The organism is Herminiimonas sp. NPDC097707 (genome assembly GCF_044761395.1).
In the GTDB taxonomy this organism is placed as follows: Bacteria; Pseudomonadota; Gammaproteobacteria; order Burkholderiales; family Burkholderiaceae_D; genus Oxalicibacterium.
Genome location: NZ_JBIWCI010000001.1, coordinates 1,275,464 through 1,289,665 on the forward strand (window position 1 = coordinate 1,275,464; position 14,202 = coordinate 1,289,665).

Annotated in this window: 13 protein-coding genes; 5 read left to right on the forward strand and 8 right to left on the reverse strand. The window is 54.4% G+C overall.

Annotated features, from left to right (window positions below; translation table 11 throughout):
- Window positions 1-130: 130 nt before the first annotated feature.
- From ACIQW9_RS06125 to ispD, 4 genes are all read right to left on the reverse strand, one after another.
- Window positions 131-430: a hypothetical protein gene (locus tag ACIQW9_RS06125; RefSeq protein ID WP_011871382.1), complete on the reverse strand. Its 300-nt coding sequence runs from the start codon at window positions 428-430 to the stop codon at window positions 131-133.
- Between the two features lie 190 nt (window positions 431-620).
- A complete protein-coding gene (locus tag ACIQW9_RS06130; RefSeq protein ID WP_402334254.1) occupies window positions 621-917 on the reverse strand; it encodes an encapsulin-associated ferritin-like protein in 297 nt (98 codons plus the stop codon).
- 84 nt (window positions 918-1,001) lie between these two features.
- On the reverse strand, window positions 1,002-1,508 hold the full coding sequence (ispF, locus tag ACIQW9_RS06135; RefSeq protein WP_402334257.1) for a 2-C-methyl-D-erythritol 2,4-cyclodiphosphate synthase: 507 nt from the start codon (window positions 1,506-1,508) through the stop codon (window positions 1,002-1,004).
- On the reverse strand, window positions 1,505-2,203 hold the full coding sequence (gene ispD, locus ACIQW9_RS06140; RefSeq protein WP_402334259.1) for a 2-C-methyl-D-erythritol 4-phosphate cytidylyltransferase: 699 nt from the start codon (window positions 2,201-2,203) through the stop codon (window positions 1,505-1,507). Before ispD ends, ispF begins: the two co-directional genes overlap by 4 nt.
- A 221-nt stretch (window positions 2,204-2,424) precedes the next feature.
- Here ispD and mfd point away from each other — a divergent pair, with 221 nt between their 5' ends.
- The 5 genes from mfd (at window position 2,425) to ACIQW9_RS06165 (ending at window position 10,287) form a co-directional block, all read left to right on the forward strand.
- Entirely contained in the window at window positions 2,425-5,871 is a 3,447-nt protein-coding gene (gene mfd / locus ACIQW9_RS06145) for a transcription-repair coupling factor (protein ID WP_402334261.1), read from the forward strand.
- Window positions 5,872-5,896: 25 nt separating this feature from the next.
- The gene (gene serB / locus ACIQW9_RS06150) at window positions 5,897-6,742 is read left to right on the forward strand and encodes a phosphoserine phosphatase SerB (RefSeq protein WP_402334265.1); all 846 of its coding nucleotides are present in this window, start codon (window positions 5,897-5,899) and stop codon (window positions 6,740-6,742) included.
- Window positions 6,743-6,963: 221 nt separating this feature from the next.
- Window positions 6,964-8,634 carry an L-lactate permease gene (locus ACIQW9_RS06155; RefSeq protein ID WP_402337913.1) on the forward strand — a complete coding sequence of 557 codons (1,671 nt, stop codon included), beginning with the start codon at window positions 6,964-6,966 and terminating at the stop codon, window positions 8,632-8,634.
- Between the two features lie 222 nt (window positions 8,635-8,856).
- The gene (locus ACIQW9_RS06160) at window positions 8,857-9,216 is read left to right on the forward strand and encodes a membrane protein (RefSeq protein WP_011871390.1); all 360 of its coding nucleotides are present in this window, start codon (window positions 8,857-8,859) and stop codon (window positions 9,214-9,216) included.
- Window positions 9,217-9,687: 471 nt separating this feature from the next.
- The gene (locus ACIQW9_RS06165; protein ID WP_402334268.1) at window positions 9,688-10,287 is read left to right on the forward strand and encodes a hypothetical protein; all 600 of its coding nucleotides are present in this window, start codon (window positions 9,688-9,690) and stop codon (window positions 10,285-10,287) included.
- A 27-nt stretch (window positions 10,288-10,314) separates the two neighbouring features.
- Here the strand turns inward: ACIQW9_RS06165 and ACIQW9_RS06170 are convergent, their stop codons facing one another.
- The 4 genes from ACIQW9_RS06170 to phaR all read right to left on the reverse strand — a co-directional run bounded on the left by ACIQW9_RS06170 (window position 10,315) and on the right by phaR (window position 14,020).
- Window positions 10,315-11,481, reverse strand: coding sequence for a cystathionine beta-lyase (locus ACIQW9_RS06170; protein WP_402334271.1), 1,167 nt, complete (start codon window positions 11,479-11,481; stop codon window positions 10,315-10,317).
- A 16-nt stretch (window positions 11,482-11,497) separates the two neighbouring features.
- Window positions 11,498-11,998 (reverse strand): hypothetical protein, encoded by a 501-nt coding sequence (locus tag ACIQW9_RS06175; RefSeq protein WP_402334274.1) that lies wholly within the window; start codon window positions 11,996-11,998, stop codon window positions 11,498-11,500.
- Window positions 11,995-13,359, reverse strand: a complete 1,365-nt coding sequence (gene rimO / locus ACIQW9_RS06180) for a 30S ribosomal protein S12 methylthiotransferase RimO (RefSeq protein WP_011871394.1) — start codon at window positions 13,357-13,359, stop codon at window positions 11,995-11,997. Before rimO ends, ACIQW9_RS06175 begins: the two co-directional genes overlap by 4 nt.
- An 88-nt stretch (window positions 13,360-13,447) precedes the next feature.
- Window positions 13,448-14,020 carry a polyhydroxyalkanoate synthesis repressor PhaR gene (phaR, locus tag ACIQW9_RS06185; RefSeq protein ID WP_011871395.1) on the reverse strand — a complete coding sequence of 191 codons (573 nt, stop codon included), beginning with the start codon at window positions 14,018-14,020 and terminating at the stop codon, window positions 13,448-13,450.
- Window positions 14,021-14,202: the final 182 nt, after the last annotated feature.

The window sequence follows — 14,202 nt, forward strand, 5'->3', positions numbered from 1 at the left end:
GCAGATGCGGGCTGCGCATAAGGCAGCAAGCAGCCCGATTCATCGACGCATCAATAAAAAAACGCACATGCCTTTCAGCAATGTGCGTTTTTATTAACTGTTGTTCGCCGTCTGGCAAACAAGCGCAAGCTTACATTTTTTCATCCCTGATTTCAGTCACTACGCCGTCGATGATGTCGCCATGCGCAGATTGATGAAAGGCGCGTTCCGCTTCAAATCGTGCTTTCAGTGCACGACGTCTTTTATACAGCAGCACCGGAATCAGCAACCAGCTCAGCAACAGCACCGTCACGACCACCAGCAGGCCGACCATCAATACCAGACCCAGCACCAGCCACGCGAGCAAACGCGAAGCAAAGCCGCCGGATTGGCTGCGGCGGAACATTTGTTGCCAACCTTGTGCATGCTGACTGAAAAGAAAAGATGCCATGTATGTGTCACTCCTGAGTCTTCGTAGTATAGCCGAATCGTGCGAAACGGATGTCTGCGGCCTTTTTCTGCACGATTTCGTATAACTGCACTATGCGTGAATCCAGCCTTTGCTGCAATAGATTGCGCCGAAGCCTAAAAATTCAATGTTTTTCGTCAGCTTGTCGTTTTTATACTGCTTTTTATACTGCTTATTCGTGATGATCAGCGGTGATCGGACCTTCCTTGAACAAGGCATTGCGCAATTCCTTGTCCATTTTGGGATCGCGCCTGCGTATCCATTCCAGCACCATTGCCGCGTGTTCTTTTTCCTCGTCACGATTATGCGCAAGGATTTTCTTCAATTCAGGGTCGGTCGCGGCATCGACGCGCTGGTTATACCAGTTGACCGCTTCCAGCTCTTCCATCAGCGAGGTAATCGCCCTGTGCATGTCCATGGTTTCCGCCGACAATTTATCTATCGGCTCGTGATAGCCTTCATTCGACATGTATGCACTCTTATGAATGTATTTCTGTTGAAAAAATCAGTCTCGCTGGGTAGACAAGGGAATGGTCAAAAAATTCGATCCGTTTCATGATCTCTGATAAATCAAGGCCACCGCTTCGGCAGCGATCCCTTCCTCGCGCCCCAGATAACCGAGTTTTTCATTCGTTTTCGCCTTGATGTTGACCTGATTGACAGCCACGCCCAGATCCTCCGCAACGTTGGCAATCATCTGCGTAATGTGCGGCGCCATCTTCGGTCTTTGCGCGATGATGGTGGCATCCACATTGCCGATGTAAAAACCGGCTGCGGCCACGCGCTTGGCCGCTTCACGCAACAGCACACGCGAATCGGCGCCGGCAAACTCGACTGCCGTATCGGGAAAATGCCGACCGATATCACCCAATGCCGCCGCACCAAACAAGGCATCGGTAATCGCATGCAGCAGCACATCGGCATCCGAATGTCCCAGCAGGCCGGTCACATGCGGAATCGTCACGCCACCGATAATCAGCTTGCGGCCTTCTACCAGCGCATGGCAGTCGTAACCCTGGCCGATACGAAAAGGCATGGAAAGTGTGGCGGGAATACTCATACAAGTCCTTTTAAATATAATTCGGCGAGCGCCACATCTTCCGGCAGGGTCACCTTGAAATTGCACGCATGTCCCGTGACCAGTTTCGGCTTCAGACCCAGCGCTTCCATCGCACCGGCTTCATCGGTCACTGCTGCCGCCTGCTCCAGCGCCTTCTTCAACAAGCCATAACGAAACATCTGCGGCGTTTGCGCAGCCCATAGGTGTTCGCGTGCCACCGTATTCTCGACGCGGCCTGATTCATCCATGCGTTTCAGGGTATCGACCACCGGCACCGCCAGCAAACCACCTACCTCGTCGTCCTTCAGCGTCTGTATCAGCTTGTCTACCAGACTGTCATTCAATCCCGGACGGGCCGCATCGTGCACCAGCACCCAGTCATCATCCCCTATCCATTCGCGGGCAGCATGCAGTCCGTTCAACACCGACAGTTGGCGCGTCGGCCCGCCGACGCGCAATACCGTGATGCCGGCATGATGGTCCGCCGGCTCTGCCATGATGTCGTTGATGTAGCCATCCTCTGCACTGACGACCACAAAAGTATGGCTAATCGCCACCGTATCGGAAAACGTATCGAGTACATGCCGCAGCATAGCCTTGCCGGCTATCGACACGTATTGCTTGGGAGTGCTGCCGCCGATACGCGCGCCGATGCCGGCAGCAGGAATCAATGCAAAATAGCGGGGTAAAGTCATGTTGTGGTCGCTGGGAAGAAGCGTGGTGCGCTTGTTGTTGGGGAAGCCTTGCGGGGATTTGCGCACACGCCCAAGCGAAGAGAACTTCAAACAGGGGCTTGGTTTATAATCTCATCATAATTTTTCACTGTCAAATGAAGTGCATGCAAACAAGTTCGGGCAAGTCTGGACAAGTCCGCCGGCACTTTTGACCACCCTGACATTTCCAATGTCGCTATTTGATGTCATTCGACCTAAAAAAATCTCTCCCCAAGCCCGCTTCGCGTTTTGTTCTGCCTGCTGTACACGGTTCGGCAGATGCCTATGTACTGGCGCAAGCGGCAGCAGAACTGAAATCGCAAAAATGCATGCTGGCAGTCGTCGTCGCCAATGCCAGCGATGCGCAGCGCCTGCTGGCTGAAATTCCATGGTTTACCGGAGAAGGGCAGGAAAAGCCACGCTGTCATCTATTGCCCGATTGGGAAACCCTGCCCTACGATGCCTTTTCGCCGCATCAGGATCTGGTATCCGAACGACTGGCAACGCTGTATGAAGTATTGAACGGCCAGTGCGATGTCCTGATCGTACCAGCCACTACCGCGCTGGTACGCATGGCGCCGCCCGCCTTCCTCGCGTCTTACACCTTCTTTTTCAAGCAGGGCGAAAAGCTGGATGAGGCGAAGCTAAAGGCGCAGTTGCAACTGGCCGGCTACAGTCCGGTCAAGCAGGTGATGTCGCCCGGCGAGTATTCGGTGCGCGGCGGCCTGATCGATATCTTTCCTATGGGCGCTGCGCTGCCGTACCGCATCGACCTGTTCGGCGACACGATAGACACGATACGCACCTTCGATGCAGATACGCAGCGTTCGCTGTATCCGGTACGGGAAGTACGCCTGCTGCCGGCACGCGAATTCCCCATGGATGAAGAAGCGCGCACCGCTTTCCGCGGTCGCTGGCGCGAAATTTTTGAAGGCGATCCCTCGCGTTCGATGATCTACAAGGATATCGGCAGCGGCATTGCGTCCGCCGGCATCGAGTATTACCTGCCGCTGTTTTTTGAAGAAACCAAAACGCTGTTTGATTACCTGCCGCCGGACACGACCTTTGCTCTGGTCGGCGACATCGACGAAGCCATACATCGGTTCTGGAGCGACACACAATCGCGCTATAGCTTCCTCAAATCCGATCGCGAACGCCCCTTGCTGGCGCCGGAGCAGATTTTTCTCAGCGATGAAAACTTCTTCACGCTGGCGAAACCTTTCGGCCGCTGGGTTATACAAAGCGAAGATGTCGCCTCCGAATTGTCCGCTTCATTGCCGAACATCGCGGTCAATCGCCGTGCCGATGATCCGCTGGTCAATCTGCGCTCCTGGCTGCTGCAAACCGACAAGCGCGTGCTGATCTGCGCCGAAAGCAACGGCAGACGCGAAACGCTGCAGCAGTATTTCAACGAATACGATCTGGCACTCACGCCGGCAGACGGCTTTGCCGACTTCAGCACCGCGTCCGCCAAATTGATGTTGGGCGTGGCGCCCATGCACGCCGGCTTTGAATTGGGCGAGGCGCTGGGCGGACTGGCGTTCATTACCGAAACCGAGTTGTATGCCGGCTCCGGCCGCCGCATCGGCAGCAAGAAACAGGAAGGCGCAACGCAAGTCGAATCGATGGTGCGCGATCTGTCCGAACTCAAGATCGGCGATCCGGTGGTGCACATCAATCATGGCATAGGCCGCTACATGGGTTTGATCAGCATGGATCTCGGTGAAGGCGAAACCGAATTCCTGCATCTCGAATATGCGAAGGACACCAAGCTCTACGTGCCGGTGTCGCAATTGCATGTGATCTCGCGTTATTCCGGCGCCTCGCCCGATGATGCGCCTCTGCATGCACTCGGTTCCGGCCAATGGGAAAAAGCCAAACGCCGCGCCGCTGAAAAAATCCGCGATACCGCCGCCGAACTGTTGAATCTGTACGCCCGCCGCGCACTGCGCGAAGGCCACAGTTTCGAATACTCGGCACACGATTACGCAGCCTTTGCCGAAAGTTTCGGCTTTGAAGAAACCGTCGATCAGGCTGCCGCCATCAATGCCGTCATCCAGGACATGACCAGTGGCAAACCGATGGACAGGCTGATCTGCGGCGATGTCGGTTTCGGCAAAACGGAAGTCGCGCTACGCGCTGCCTTCGTCGCCGTGCTCGGCGGCAAGCAAGTGGCGATTCTGGCGCCGACGACGCTGCTCGCAGAACAGCATGCGCAAACCTTCGCCGATCGTTTTGCCGACTGGCCGGTACGCATCGCCGAACTATCGCGTTTCCGAAGTGGTAAGGAAATCACGCAAGCGATGAAAGGCATGGCCGACGGCACCATCGATATCGTGATCGGTACGCATAAATTATTGTCGGCCGATACCAAGTTCTCGCGCCTGGGTCTGGTCATCATCGATGAAGAACATCGCTTCGGTGTAAGACAGAAGGAAACACTGAAAGCCTTGCGTGCAGAAGTCGATGTACTGACGCTGACCGCCACGCCGATCCCGCGTACGCTGGGCATGGCACTGGAAGGCTTGCGCGACTTCTCCATCATCGCCACTGCGCCGCAAAAACGTCTGGCCATCAAGACTTTCGTGCGCAGTGAAAATGCATCCGTGATACGCGAAGCCTGCCTGCGCGAATTGAAACGCGGCGGTCAGGTTTACTTCCTGCATAACGAAGTCGAAACCATCGAAAACCGCAAGGCGATGCTGGAAGAATTGATGCCGGAAGCGCGCATAGGCGTTGCACACGGTCAGTTGCACGAACGCGATCTGGAACGCATCATGCGCGATTTCGTCGCACAGCGTTTCAACATTCTGCTGTGCACGACGATTATCGAAACCGGCATCGACGTGCCGACCGCCAATACCATCATCATGCACAGGGCCGACAAATTCGGCCTCGCGCAATTGCATCAGTTGCGCGGTCGCGTCGGTCGTTCGCATCATCAAGCCTATGCGTATCTGCTGGTGCACGACGTGCAGGGCTTGAGCAAACTGGCACAACGCCGCCTCGATGCGATTCAGCAAATGGAAGAACTCGGCAGCGGCTTCTATCTGGCCATGCACGATCTGGAAATCCGTGGTGCCGGCGAAGTACTGGGCGACAATCAATCTGGCGAAATGACCGAGATCGGCTTCCAGCTGTATTCCGACATGTTGAACGAAGCCGTGCGTTCGCTGAAGAATGGCAAGGAGCCGGATCTGGCGGCACCACTGGCCACCACGACCGAGATCAATCTGCATGTTCCTGCGCTGCTGCCAAGCACCTATTGCGGCGACGTGCACGAGCGGCTATCGATCTACAAACGTCTGGCCAATTGCAAAACGCAGGATGCCGTCAACGATCTGCAGGAAGAATTGATCGACCGTTTCGGCAAGCTGCCGGATGCGGCACAGGCGCTGGTGGAAACGCACAGGCTGCGTGTAGCAGCGGTGCCGGTCGGCATCATCAAGATAGACGCACACGCAGAATCTGCGACCCTGCAGTTCGAGCCGAATCCACCTATCGATGCGATGCGCATCATCGAACTGATACAAAAAAATCGTCACATCAAGTTGAGCGGTCAGGATAAATTACGTATTACCGCAAACATGCCCGACCTCGCCGCACGCGTACTCCAGATCAAGAACACGATACGCGCACTGCTAACATAAGAATCTATCTTTAATCGACATCACCATGAATCTGATTTTGCAAGGCCTGAGTGCACAACGTCACATCGTCGAACAGATCGCCGGTCTGGCCCGCCCGCGCACGATCGTCGCCATCGGTGAGCATGCCTACCGCTGTATCGATGTCAGTTACAACGATGAAGTGAAATCGCAAATCGATATGGCGGCGTGGGCCGCGCAGCTGGACTACGCCTTCATCGAACGCAGCCGCTCGCTGTCCGACTTCAAGCTGCTTGTCATGGATATGGATTCGACGCTGATCACGATCGAATGCATAGACGAGATTGCCGATATGCAAGGTTTGAAACCGCAGGTTGCAGAAATCACCGAAGCCGCCATGCGCGGCGAAATCGAATTCAAGGAAAGCCTGACGCGCCGCGTCGCCCTGCTCAAGGGCCTGGATGCCGGCGCACTGCAGCGCGTCTACGATGAACGCCTGGCCCTGTCGCCGGGCGCTGAAAAAATGCTCGCGGCGATCCAGGTCGCCGGCATGAAAACGCTATTGGTCTCTGGCGGCTTTACCTTCTTCACCGATCGCATGAAGCAGCGACTTCAGCTCGACTACACGCACTCCAACGAACTTGAAATCGTGGACGGCAAGCTGAGCGGTCGCGTCATGGGCGGCATTGTTGACGGCGCAGAAAAGAAAGCGACGGTTGAACGCGTGTGCAAGGAATTGGATATCGCGCCGCGCCAGACTATCGTCATGGGCGACGGCGCCAACGATTTACGGATGATGGGCATTGCCGGATTGTCGGTGGCGTTCCGCGCCAAACCGGTGGTGCGCGCGCAAGCTGACGTCGCTTTAAATTTCGTCGGACTGGATGGAATCCTGCAACTATTTTCCAGTTAATTCATCCAACTCTTTCAAACTTCAAATACTTTTCCTGGCGCATTTTATTTCTGTAAAAAAAGAACGCTCAACATAAGCCCTCATCCACATCAAAATATTTCATTGATAGGTTAATTTTTTGCATCAATGCGCTGTGAAGCGGCTGCTATCGTACTGTGCCCTGCGCTGGGACAACCAGCAAGGGTAGAAAAATAGCTCCCCCGATCAAAGGAAAAGACATGATATGGCAACAAATCTACGATCCGCTTAACAGCTTCGGTTTCTCTACACTGGCAGCCGGCATTCCGGTTGCAGTGCTGCTGGCGGCACTGGCATTCTTCCACATGAAGGCTCACCTCGCCGCCGGCCTTGCACTCGTCGTCGGCATCGCGATTGCAGCTCTTGTATTCGGCATGCCGGTGACCATGGCCGGCAAGGCAGCCGGCTACGGTATTGCTGCAGGCTTGTTCCCGATCGGCTGGATCGTGCTGAACATTATCTTCCTGCATCGCCTGACGACGCTGAACGGATATTTCAAGGTATTGCAAAACAGCATAGGCGGCATCACTGAAGATCGTCGCCTGCAATTGCTGCTGGTTGCCTTCTGTTTCGGCGCGTTCTTTGAAGGCGCTGCAGGCTTCGGCACCCCGGTTGCAGTTACCGGCGCCATCCTGATCGGTCTCGGCTTCTCGCCGCTGGCTGCTTCCGGCCTGGCACTGATCGCCAACACCGCTCCAGTTGCCTACGGCGCACTGGGTGCACCGGTGATCGCACTGGCTTCCGTGACCGGCATCGACGTACTGGATCTGTCTGCAATGATCGGACGCCAACTGCCTTTCTTCTCGGTACTGGTGCCGTTCTGGCTGATCTGGGCATTTGCCGGCTTCCGCGGCATGCGTGAAATCTGGCCGGCAATTCTGGTGGCTGGCGCATCGTTTGCCATTCCGCAATTCCTGGTTTCCAACTATCACGGCCCGTGGCTGGTTGACGTCATTGCCGCCATCGTGTCGATGGGTGCGCTGACCCTGTTCCTGAAAGTATGGCAACCAAAGAAAATCTGGACCTCGACTGCCCTGCGCAATCGCAACGACAATTCCAAGGACGACATCAAGGATGAGCCCGTCACCGCGGACAATACTGCCACTGCCAACATTACCGTTGCCAAATCGTGGATGCCTTGGGTGATTTTGTCTGTCTTCGTGTTCATCTGGGGTACACCGTTCTTCAAGAAGGCGATTGATGCGGTCTGGTCGTGGAAGTATGCGATTCCCGGCCTCGACAAGATGGTCATGAAGATGCCGCCAGTGGCCAAGGAACCATTCGTCGAAGCGGCCGTATATAACTTCAACATTCTTTCAATGGCTGGCACCGGCATTCTAGTTTCTTCCATCGTGGCAGGTGCGTTGATGGGTTATTCCTTCCGCCGCATGCTCAAGGAATACTGGAACACCATCGTACTGGTACGTTATTCGCTCATGACCATTTGCGCGATGTTCGCTGTCGGTTACCTGAGCAAATACGCAGGTCTCGACGCAACTCTTGGCCTGGCATTTGCGCATACCGGCGTGTTCTATCCGATGTTCGGTACGCTGCTCGGCTGGCTGGGCGTGGCGCTGACAGGCTCTGATACTGCCGCCAACGTTCTGTTCGGTAGTCTGCAAAAAACGACTGCTGAACAACTCGGTCTGCCACCAGTGCTGATGGCATCCGCCAACAGCGCGGGCGGCGTGATGGGCAAGATGATCGATGCGCAATCGATTGTGGTCGCCTCTACCGCGACCAAATGGTATGGCCACGAGGGCGACATTCTGCGCTACGTGTTCTTCCACTCGATCGCTCTGGCCATCCTGGTCGGCTTCCTGGTGACGCTGCAGGCTTATGTGATTCCATTCACGTATATGGTCGTCAAATAAGAAAAGCAGCAGATAAGAAAACGGGCCCATTGCGGGCCCGTTTTTTTTGATCATTTTTCCTGATACATCGACACGCCATCTGCCGCATCCTTCATCCTCACTGCCCCGCTCAAGCTTGATCGTTTAAAATGTTTGCAGACATACATGTCAAACAATGTTAACAAGCGGAACTTCAGTTTCTTTTATGCATCAGAGTGACTGAACCTTCATAAAGACCGGACCATGAATCAAAACCTTGTTTTAGACAGCCCTTTACAATCAGCAAAAAATCTCGCGTGGTGGTTGTATATCGCGCACGCCGCCAGCCTGATTTTTTCACTCGGTGCATTTTCCTTCATCCCGCTGATCATCAATTACGTCAAACGTGCGGACAGCGCCAATACCTTTGTCTACAGCCATCACGGCTGGCAGATCCGTTCCTTCTGGTGGTATCTGGTGTGGATGACGCTGGGCGGCATCTTCTTCATGACCTTCATCGGCATACCCGTCGCCTTCCTGATCTGGACCGTGGCATGGCTGTGGAAGCTGTATCGCCTGATCAAGGGCATCGTGGACTTGAACGACAACAAGGCGATGCCTTGACAGTATTTTCTTGCAGCCATCAAAAAAAGCATCCATCCGGATGCTTTTTTTATTCATGATGTTTGCCTGCATCAGCTATTCAATCAGTTGAAGAGCTGATCCCTGCACGGGAAAATCAACACTCGCTTCCGGCATAAGGCAAGACAGGTTTGCTTTCCCGCTTAAATTTACTTATGCTGTAAAAAAGGCGCGTAGTGAATCACAGCGATGAATCACAGCAGCGAATCGCAAGCGGCCTTATTGCAATGCACCGGAAGTTGAAAAAACAGACTTTAGCAACATCAAACGTCACTCATTAACTCAATCACTTGCTTCATTCACGCGATGAATACTTTTGGCCCGAGACAGGTTGACGCATCCAGTTGGCGACGCTGGGTCAGCGAAGCATTGCACTTATCCAGCAAGCATTTCGTACTGAATGTCGCCCTCGTTCTTTTCACACTGGGTGTAGCCAGCCAGTTCCCTGCGCTAGTGCTGACGATTATCTCCCCCGTCCTGGTCGGCGCCTTTGTCCTCGTGGCATATAGTGCAGACTCATCTGAGTCGCTTGCAAAGGTACTGAAATCATCGTCCTTTTCCCTGTTGCGCATCCTGTTTTGTTCAACTGCAACAGTGCTGACTATGACGATCGCGATGTTCGTCATTCTGCATATTGTCCAAAGTACCGTCGTTCCCTCGGGAGAACCGTCGGTCTATATTGAGAAATCGCACCAACTAAGTGAATTCATGGCTGGATCGAAGGCGCTTTTTTCCATCGGCATCTGGTTGCTGGTAATCCTGCCGTGGTTTGCGATCCCGCTCATCGTATGCACCGACCTGCCGCTCAGACTATGCCTGGACCACACTTTCAAGGCTTTCAATCAAAACAAGTTTGTTGTCATCGTCGTCTTTGTCTGTGCCGTGCTGTTGATGGGCGGTGCACTGCTCCACGGCCTGACTGTAGTGCCGCTGTATCCTATCCTGGGTGGGATTCTGTATGCATCATACCGACACATTTTCCTCGGGCTTCCGCCGCTGGAAACTGCCAGTGAAAAAGTGAAACTGCCGCGCTACGCGCGCATCCGCCAATAAAAAAGCATCCACAAGGGATGCCCGGTTTTACAGCGCGTCAAACGCCTGTCTGAGATCGCCGATCAGATCGTCAGGATCTTCCAGGCCGATATTCAGTCGCAACAATTGCCCCTGATGCGGCCAGTTCCGTCGCATGTGCTGCATACGATACGGCACGCATAGACTGTTGGCGCCACCCCAGCTGAAACCTATCTTGAACAGTTTCAGGCTATCGACAAAGCGATCCGTCTGCGCTTCGGTATAACGTGCATCAAACACGATGGAAAATAATCCGCCGGCGCCGCTGAAGTCACGCTGCCATATTTCATGTCCCGGACATTCCGGTAATGCCGGATGCAAAACGGTCGCAATCTGCGGCTGGGTCTGCAGCCAGACGGCTATCTTGCGCGCTGCGGCATCGTGTGCCTCGAAGCGCAATTTCATGGTCGGCAAACTGCGCAGCACCAGATAACTATCATCGGCACTCACGCCGAAACCCAGTCGCATATGCGCCAGTTCCAGCCTGTGATTCAAGGCCTGATCCTGCGTGATGACTGCACCCATCAACACATCAGAACCGCCGGATTGATACTTGGTCAGCGCCTGCATCACGATATCGACACCCAGATCGAAAGCACGCAATGCAATCCCCGCCGACCAGGTATTGTCGAGTGCAACCAGTACGCCTTGCGCATGCGCTGCTTTGCAAATGGCGGGAATGTCCGGCACTTCCATCGACACCGAGCCCGGCGCTTCGGTCCAGATCAGTCTGGTATTGGGCTGAATCAAATCGACGATGCCGCTGCCGATCAATGGATCGTAGTAGCGCGCAGCAATACCAAAATCATGCGCCAGCCAGTTGGCCAGTTCGCGATTCGGGTTGTAGACGTTATCGGGGATCAGTACATCGTCGCCGCTTTTGAGGAAAGCGAAATCGACCATCGCAATCGCCGACAGACCGCTGGGCGCCAGCAGGCAATGCTTGCCGTTTTCGATAGCGGCCAGTCGCGCTTCCAGCGTGAAGGTGGTCGGCGTGCCGTGCAAGCCGTAGGTATAAGCCGTCTTGTCCTGCCAGTTGCGCGAGCGCATGCTGGCCACATCCTTGAACAAGACTGTCGATGCGTGATGGATGGCTTGCGGAAAGGCGGCGAATCCTTCGGGCGCCACATAATCATGGTGGATCAGGGCGGTCTGGAACGAGGTGCGATCGGTCACGCGCTTCTCCAATAAATTACGGTTTATCAGCCTTGGCGATCGCCTTCTTGGCAGGCCTGGAAGCGGCAACTGGTTTGAGCGGCACTACTTTCAAGGCAAACGGTTTGGTGAACGAACCGTCAGCCGACATCCAGGTTCCGGATAGCATATCGCCTTCCAGCTTGCCGTCCCATTGACCGGAAATATTGGTGCCGTTTTCCGACTCTTCCATGAACAGTATCTCGCCTTCGATTTCACCGGCCAACAGGATCTTGGCCGAATTGCCGAAGATGAAATACTCGCCTTCTATGCCTTCATCGATTTCAGCTTTGGGACGAATATGAACTTGCACATCCGTATCGCCCAAAGTGCCGCGCAGGGTAACCGGTTTCAGGAACAGTGCCGGAACTGCAGGAATCAACGGGCTGGCAGCAGAAGTTGCAGCGGGCGCGATGGTTTTGGCAGGTTCCTGTGCAAACGCGCCAGCACCGGTGCAGGCCAGTGCGACCAAAGAAGCAAGCAAATATTTTTTCATCATGCTTCAGCCCACAGATCATGCGCATCGGCACCAGTGATTTTCACATCGACGAACTCGCCGACCTTGTATTTGATATGCGGTTCGTATGGCGCCTTGACGTAGACCACGCCATCGATTTCCGGCGCATCTGCACCAGAGCGTGCAGTGGCTGCGCCAGTGCGGTTGACTTCATCGATCAGCACGCGCATGGTCTTGCCGACTTTTGCCTGCAATCGTTTTTTCGAAATTTCTTCCTGCAGCAACATCACGCGGCCACGACGTTCTTCGCGCACTTCTTCCGGCACCGCATTCGGCAAATCATTTGCCGTTGCGCCTTCCACCGGTGAATAGGCAAAGCAGCCGAGGCGGTCGATTTCTGCTTCCTTCAGGAAGTCGAGCAGGTATTCGAACTCTGCTTCGGTTTCACCGGGGAAACCGGCAATGAAGGTCGAACGTATCGTCAGATCGGGACACATCGCGCGCCACGCCTGGATGCGCTCAATATTTTTTTCGCCGCTGGCCGGACGCTTCATGCGCTTCAATACATCCGGATGCGCGTGCTGCAGAGGCACGTCCAGATACGGCAGGATTTTTCCTTCGGCCATCATCGGAATGATCGCGTCCACGTGTGGATATGGATACACATAATGCAAACGCACCCATGCGCCATAAGGAGCCGCCAGTTCGCCCAGTGCTTCCACCAGTTGCGTCATATGCGTCTTGACCGGCTTGCCGTTCCAGAAGCCCATGCGGAATTTGATATCGACACCGTAGGCGCTGGTATCTTGCGAAATGACCAGCAATTCCTTCACGCCGGCCTTGAACAGGTTTTCCGCTTCCATCATCACGTCTGCAATCGGGCGCGATACCAGATCGCCGCGCATCGAAGGAATGATGCAGAAGCTGCAGCGATGGTTGCAGCCTTCGGAAATTTTCAGATACGCAAAATGCTTGGGCGTCAGCTTGATGCCTTGCGGCGGCAACAGATCAAGGAAAGGAGCATGCGGTTTCGGCATATGCAGATGCACGGCATCCATTACTTCGCCGAGCGCGTGCGGGCCGGTAACGGCCAGAACTTTCGGATGCACTTTCTGGATGATGTCATCGCCATTGGCGTCTTTTTTCGCACCCAGGCAGCCGGTCACAATGACGCGGCCGTTTTCATGCAGCGCTTCGCCGATGGCGTCCAGCGATTCCTGCACGGCAGCATCGATGAAACCGCAGGTATTGACGATGACCAGATCGGCGCCATCATAGGACTTGGCAGTGTCATAGCCTTCGGCGCGCAACTGGGTAAGGATTTGCTCTGAATCGACCAGGGCTTTCGGGCATCCGAGGGAAACGAAGCCGATTTTGGGTGTTGCTGGGGGAGCGTTGGTCATGGTGCAGACAGGTAAGAAACGAAGCCGCTATTGTACCCTCTTGACCGCCCTGCCTGCCATCTCACGCAAGGTGGATGGCTCTACGCTATTACTTGTTGTTTTTATCACCAGAAGGCGGGACGGGCGGAACAAAAGGAAAGGCGCCAAACATATTCTTCGACTGCGTTTGCATCTGCTCCTGCATTTGCACGAACAGGTTTTTGCTCTGCTCGATGTAGTTGCTCATCATGCCCTGCATCATCGGGCCTTGCACGTTCATGAATTGCGCCCACATTTCTGGACTGAAGGGCTTGCCTTCATACAAGCCCTTGGAGTTTTCGGTCAGCTTGTTCTGGATATCGATGAAGGCCTGGATGTTTTTTTCCAGATACGAACCCATCATGCCCTGCATTGCATGCCCGTAGTAGCGAATGATTTGCGACAAGGCCGCGCTGGAAAACATCGGCGAACCGTTGGCTTCTTCTTCCAGAATGATCTGCAACAGAATACTGCGCGTCAGATCTTCATCGGTCTTGGCATCGACTACCGAAAACTGTTCGCTATCGAGCACCAGCTGTTTGACGTCGGCGAGCGTAATGTAGGAACTGGTTTGCGTATCGTACAGACGACGATTCGGATACTTCTTGATCAAACGCTCGGCCATTTTTTTTGTACTCGTCATCAGGAATCCCAACTTGCTGCGTCGCAACGCAATTATTTGTTTCAGTTGTCTCAGGCAGCGAGCTCTGCTCGCTTCGTCAGGCCATTATAGTGCTAAAAAAAAGGGGATTACGCAACAAGTAGCAGGTTTACCTGTCTGCCGCACTGCAAGAAAATCTCCAGCCATGCCTGCCCTTCTTTTAT

What these genes read in the sequence shown, in the direction of transcription:
- ACIQW9_RS06130 (WP_402334254.1), bottom strand. Translation starts at nt 917, where the DNA reads ATGTCGAATGAAGGCTATCACGAGCCGATAGATAAATTGTCGGCGGAA.
- ACIQW9_RS06125 (WP_011871382.1), bottom strand. Translation starts at nt 430, where the DNA reads ATGGCATCTTTTCTTTTCAGTCAGCATGCACAAGGTTGGCAACAAATG.
- ispD (WP_402334259.1), bottom strand. Translation starts at nt 2,203, where the DNA reads ATGACTTTACCCCGCTATTTTGCATTGATTCCTGCTGCCGGCATCGGC.
- ACIQW9_RS06175 (WP_402334274.1), bottom strand. Translation starts at nt 11,998, where the DNA reads ATGATGAAAAAATATTTGCTTGCTTCTTTGGTCGCACTGGCCTGCACC.
- ACIQW9_RS06160 (WP_011871390.1), top strand. Translation starts at nt 8,857, where the DNA reads ATGAATCAAAACCTTGTTTTAGACAGCCCTTTACAATCAGCAAAAAAT.
- mfd (WP_402334261.1), top strand. Translation starts at nt 2,425, where the DNA reads ATGTCATTCGACCTAAAAAAATCTCTCCCCAAGCCCGCTTCGCGTTTT.
- rimO (WP_011871394.1), bottom strand. Translation starts at nt 13,359, where the DNA reads ATGACCAACGCTCCCCCAGCAACACCCAAAATCGGCTTCGTTTCCCTC.
- phaR (WP_011871395.1), bottom strand. Translation starts at nt 14,020, where the DNA reads ATGACGAGTACAAAAAAAATGGCCGAGCGTTTGATCAAGAAGTATCCG.
- ispF (WP_402334257.1), bottom strand. Translation starts at nt 1,508, where the DNA reads ATGAGTATTCCCGCCACACTTTCCATGCCTTTTCGTATCGGCCAGGGT.
- serB (WP_402334265.1), top strand. Translation starts at nt 5,897, where the DNA reads ATGAATCTGATTTTGCAAGGCCTGAGTGCACAACGTCACATCGTCGAA.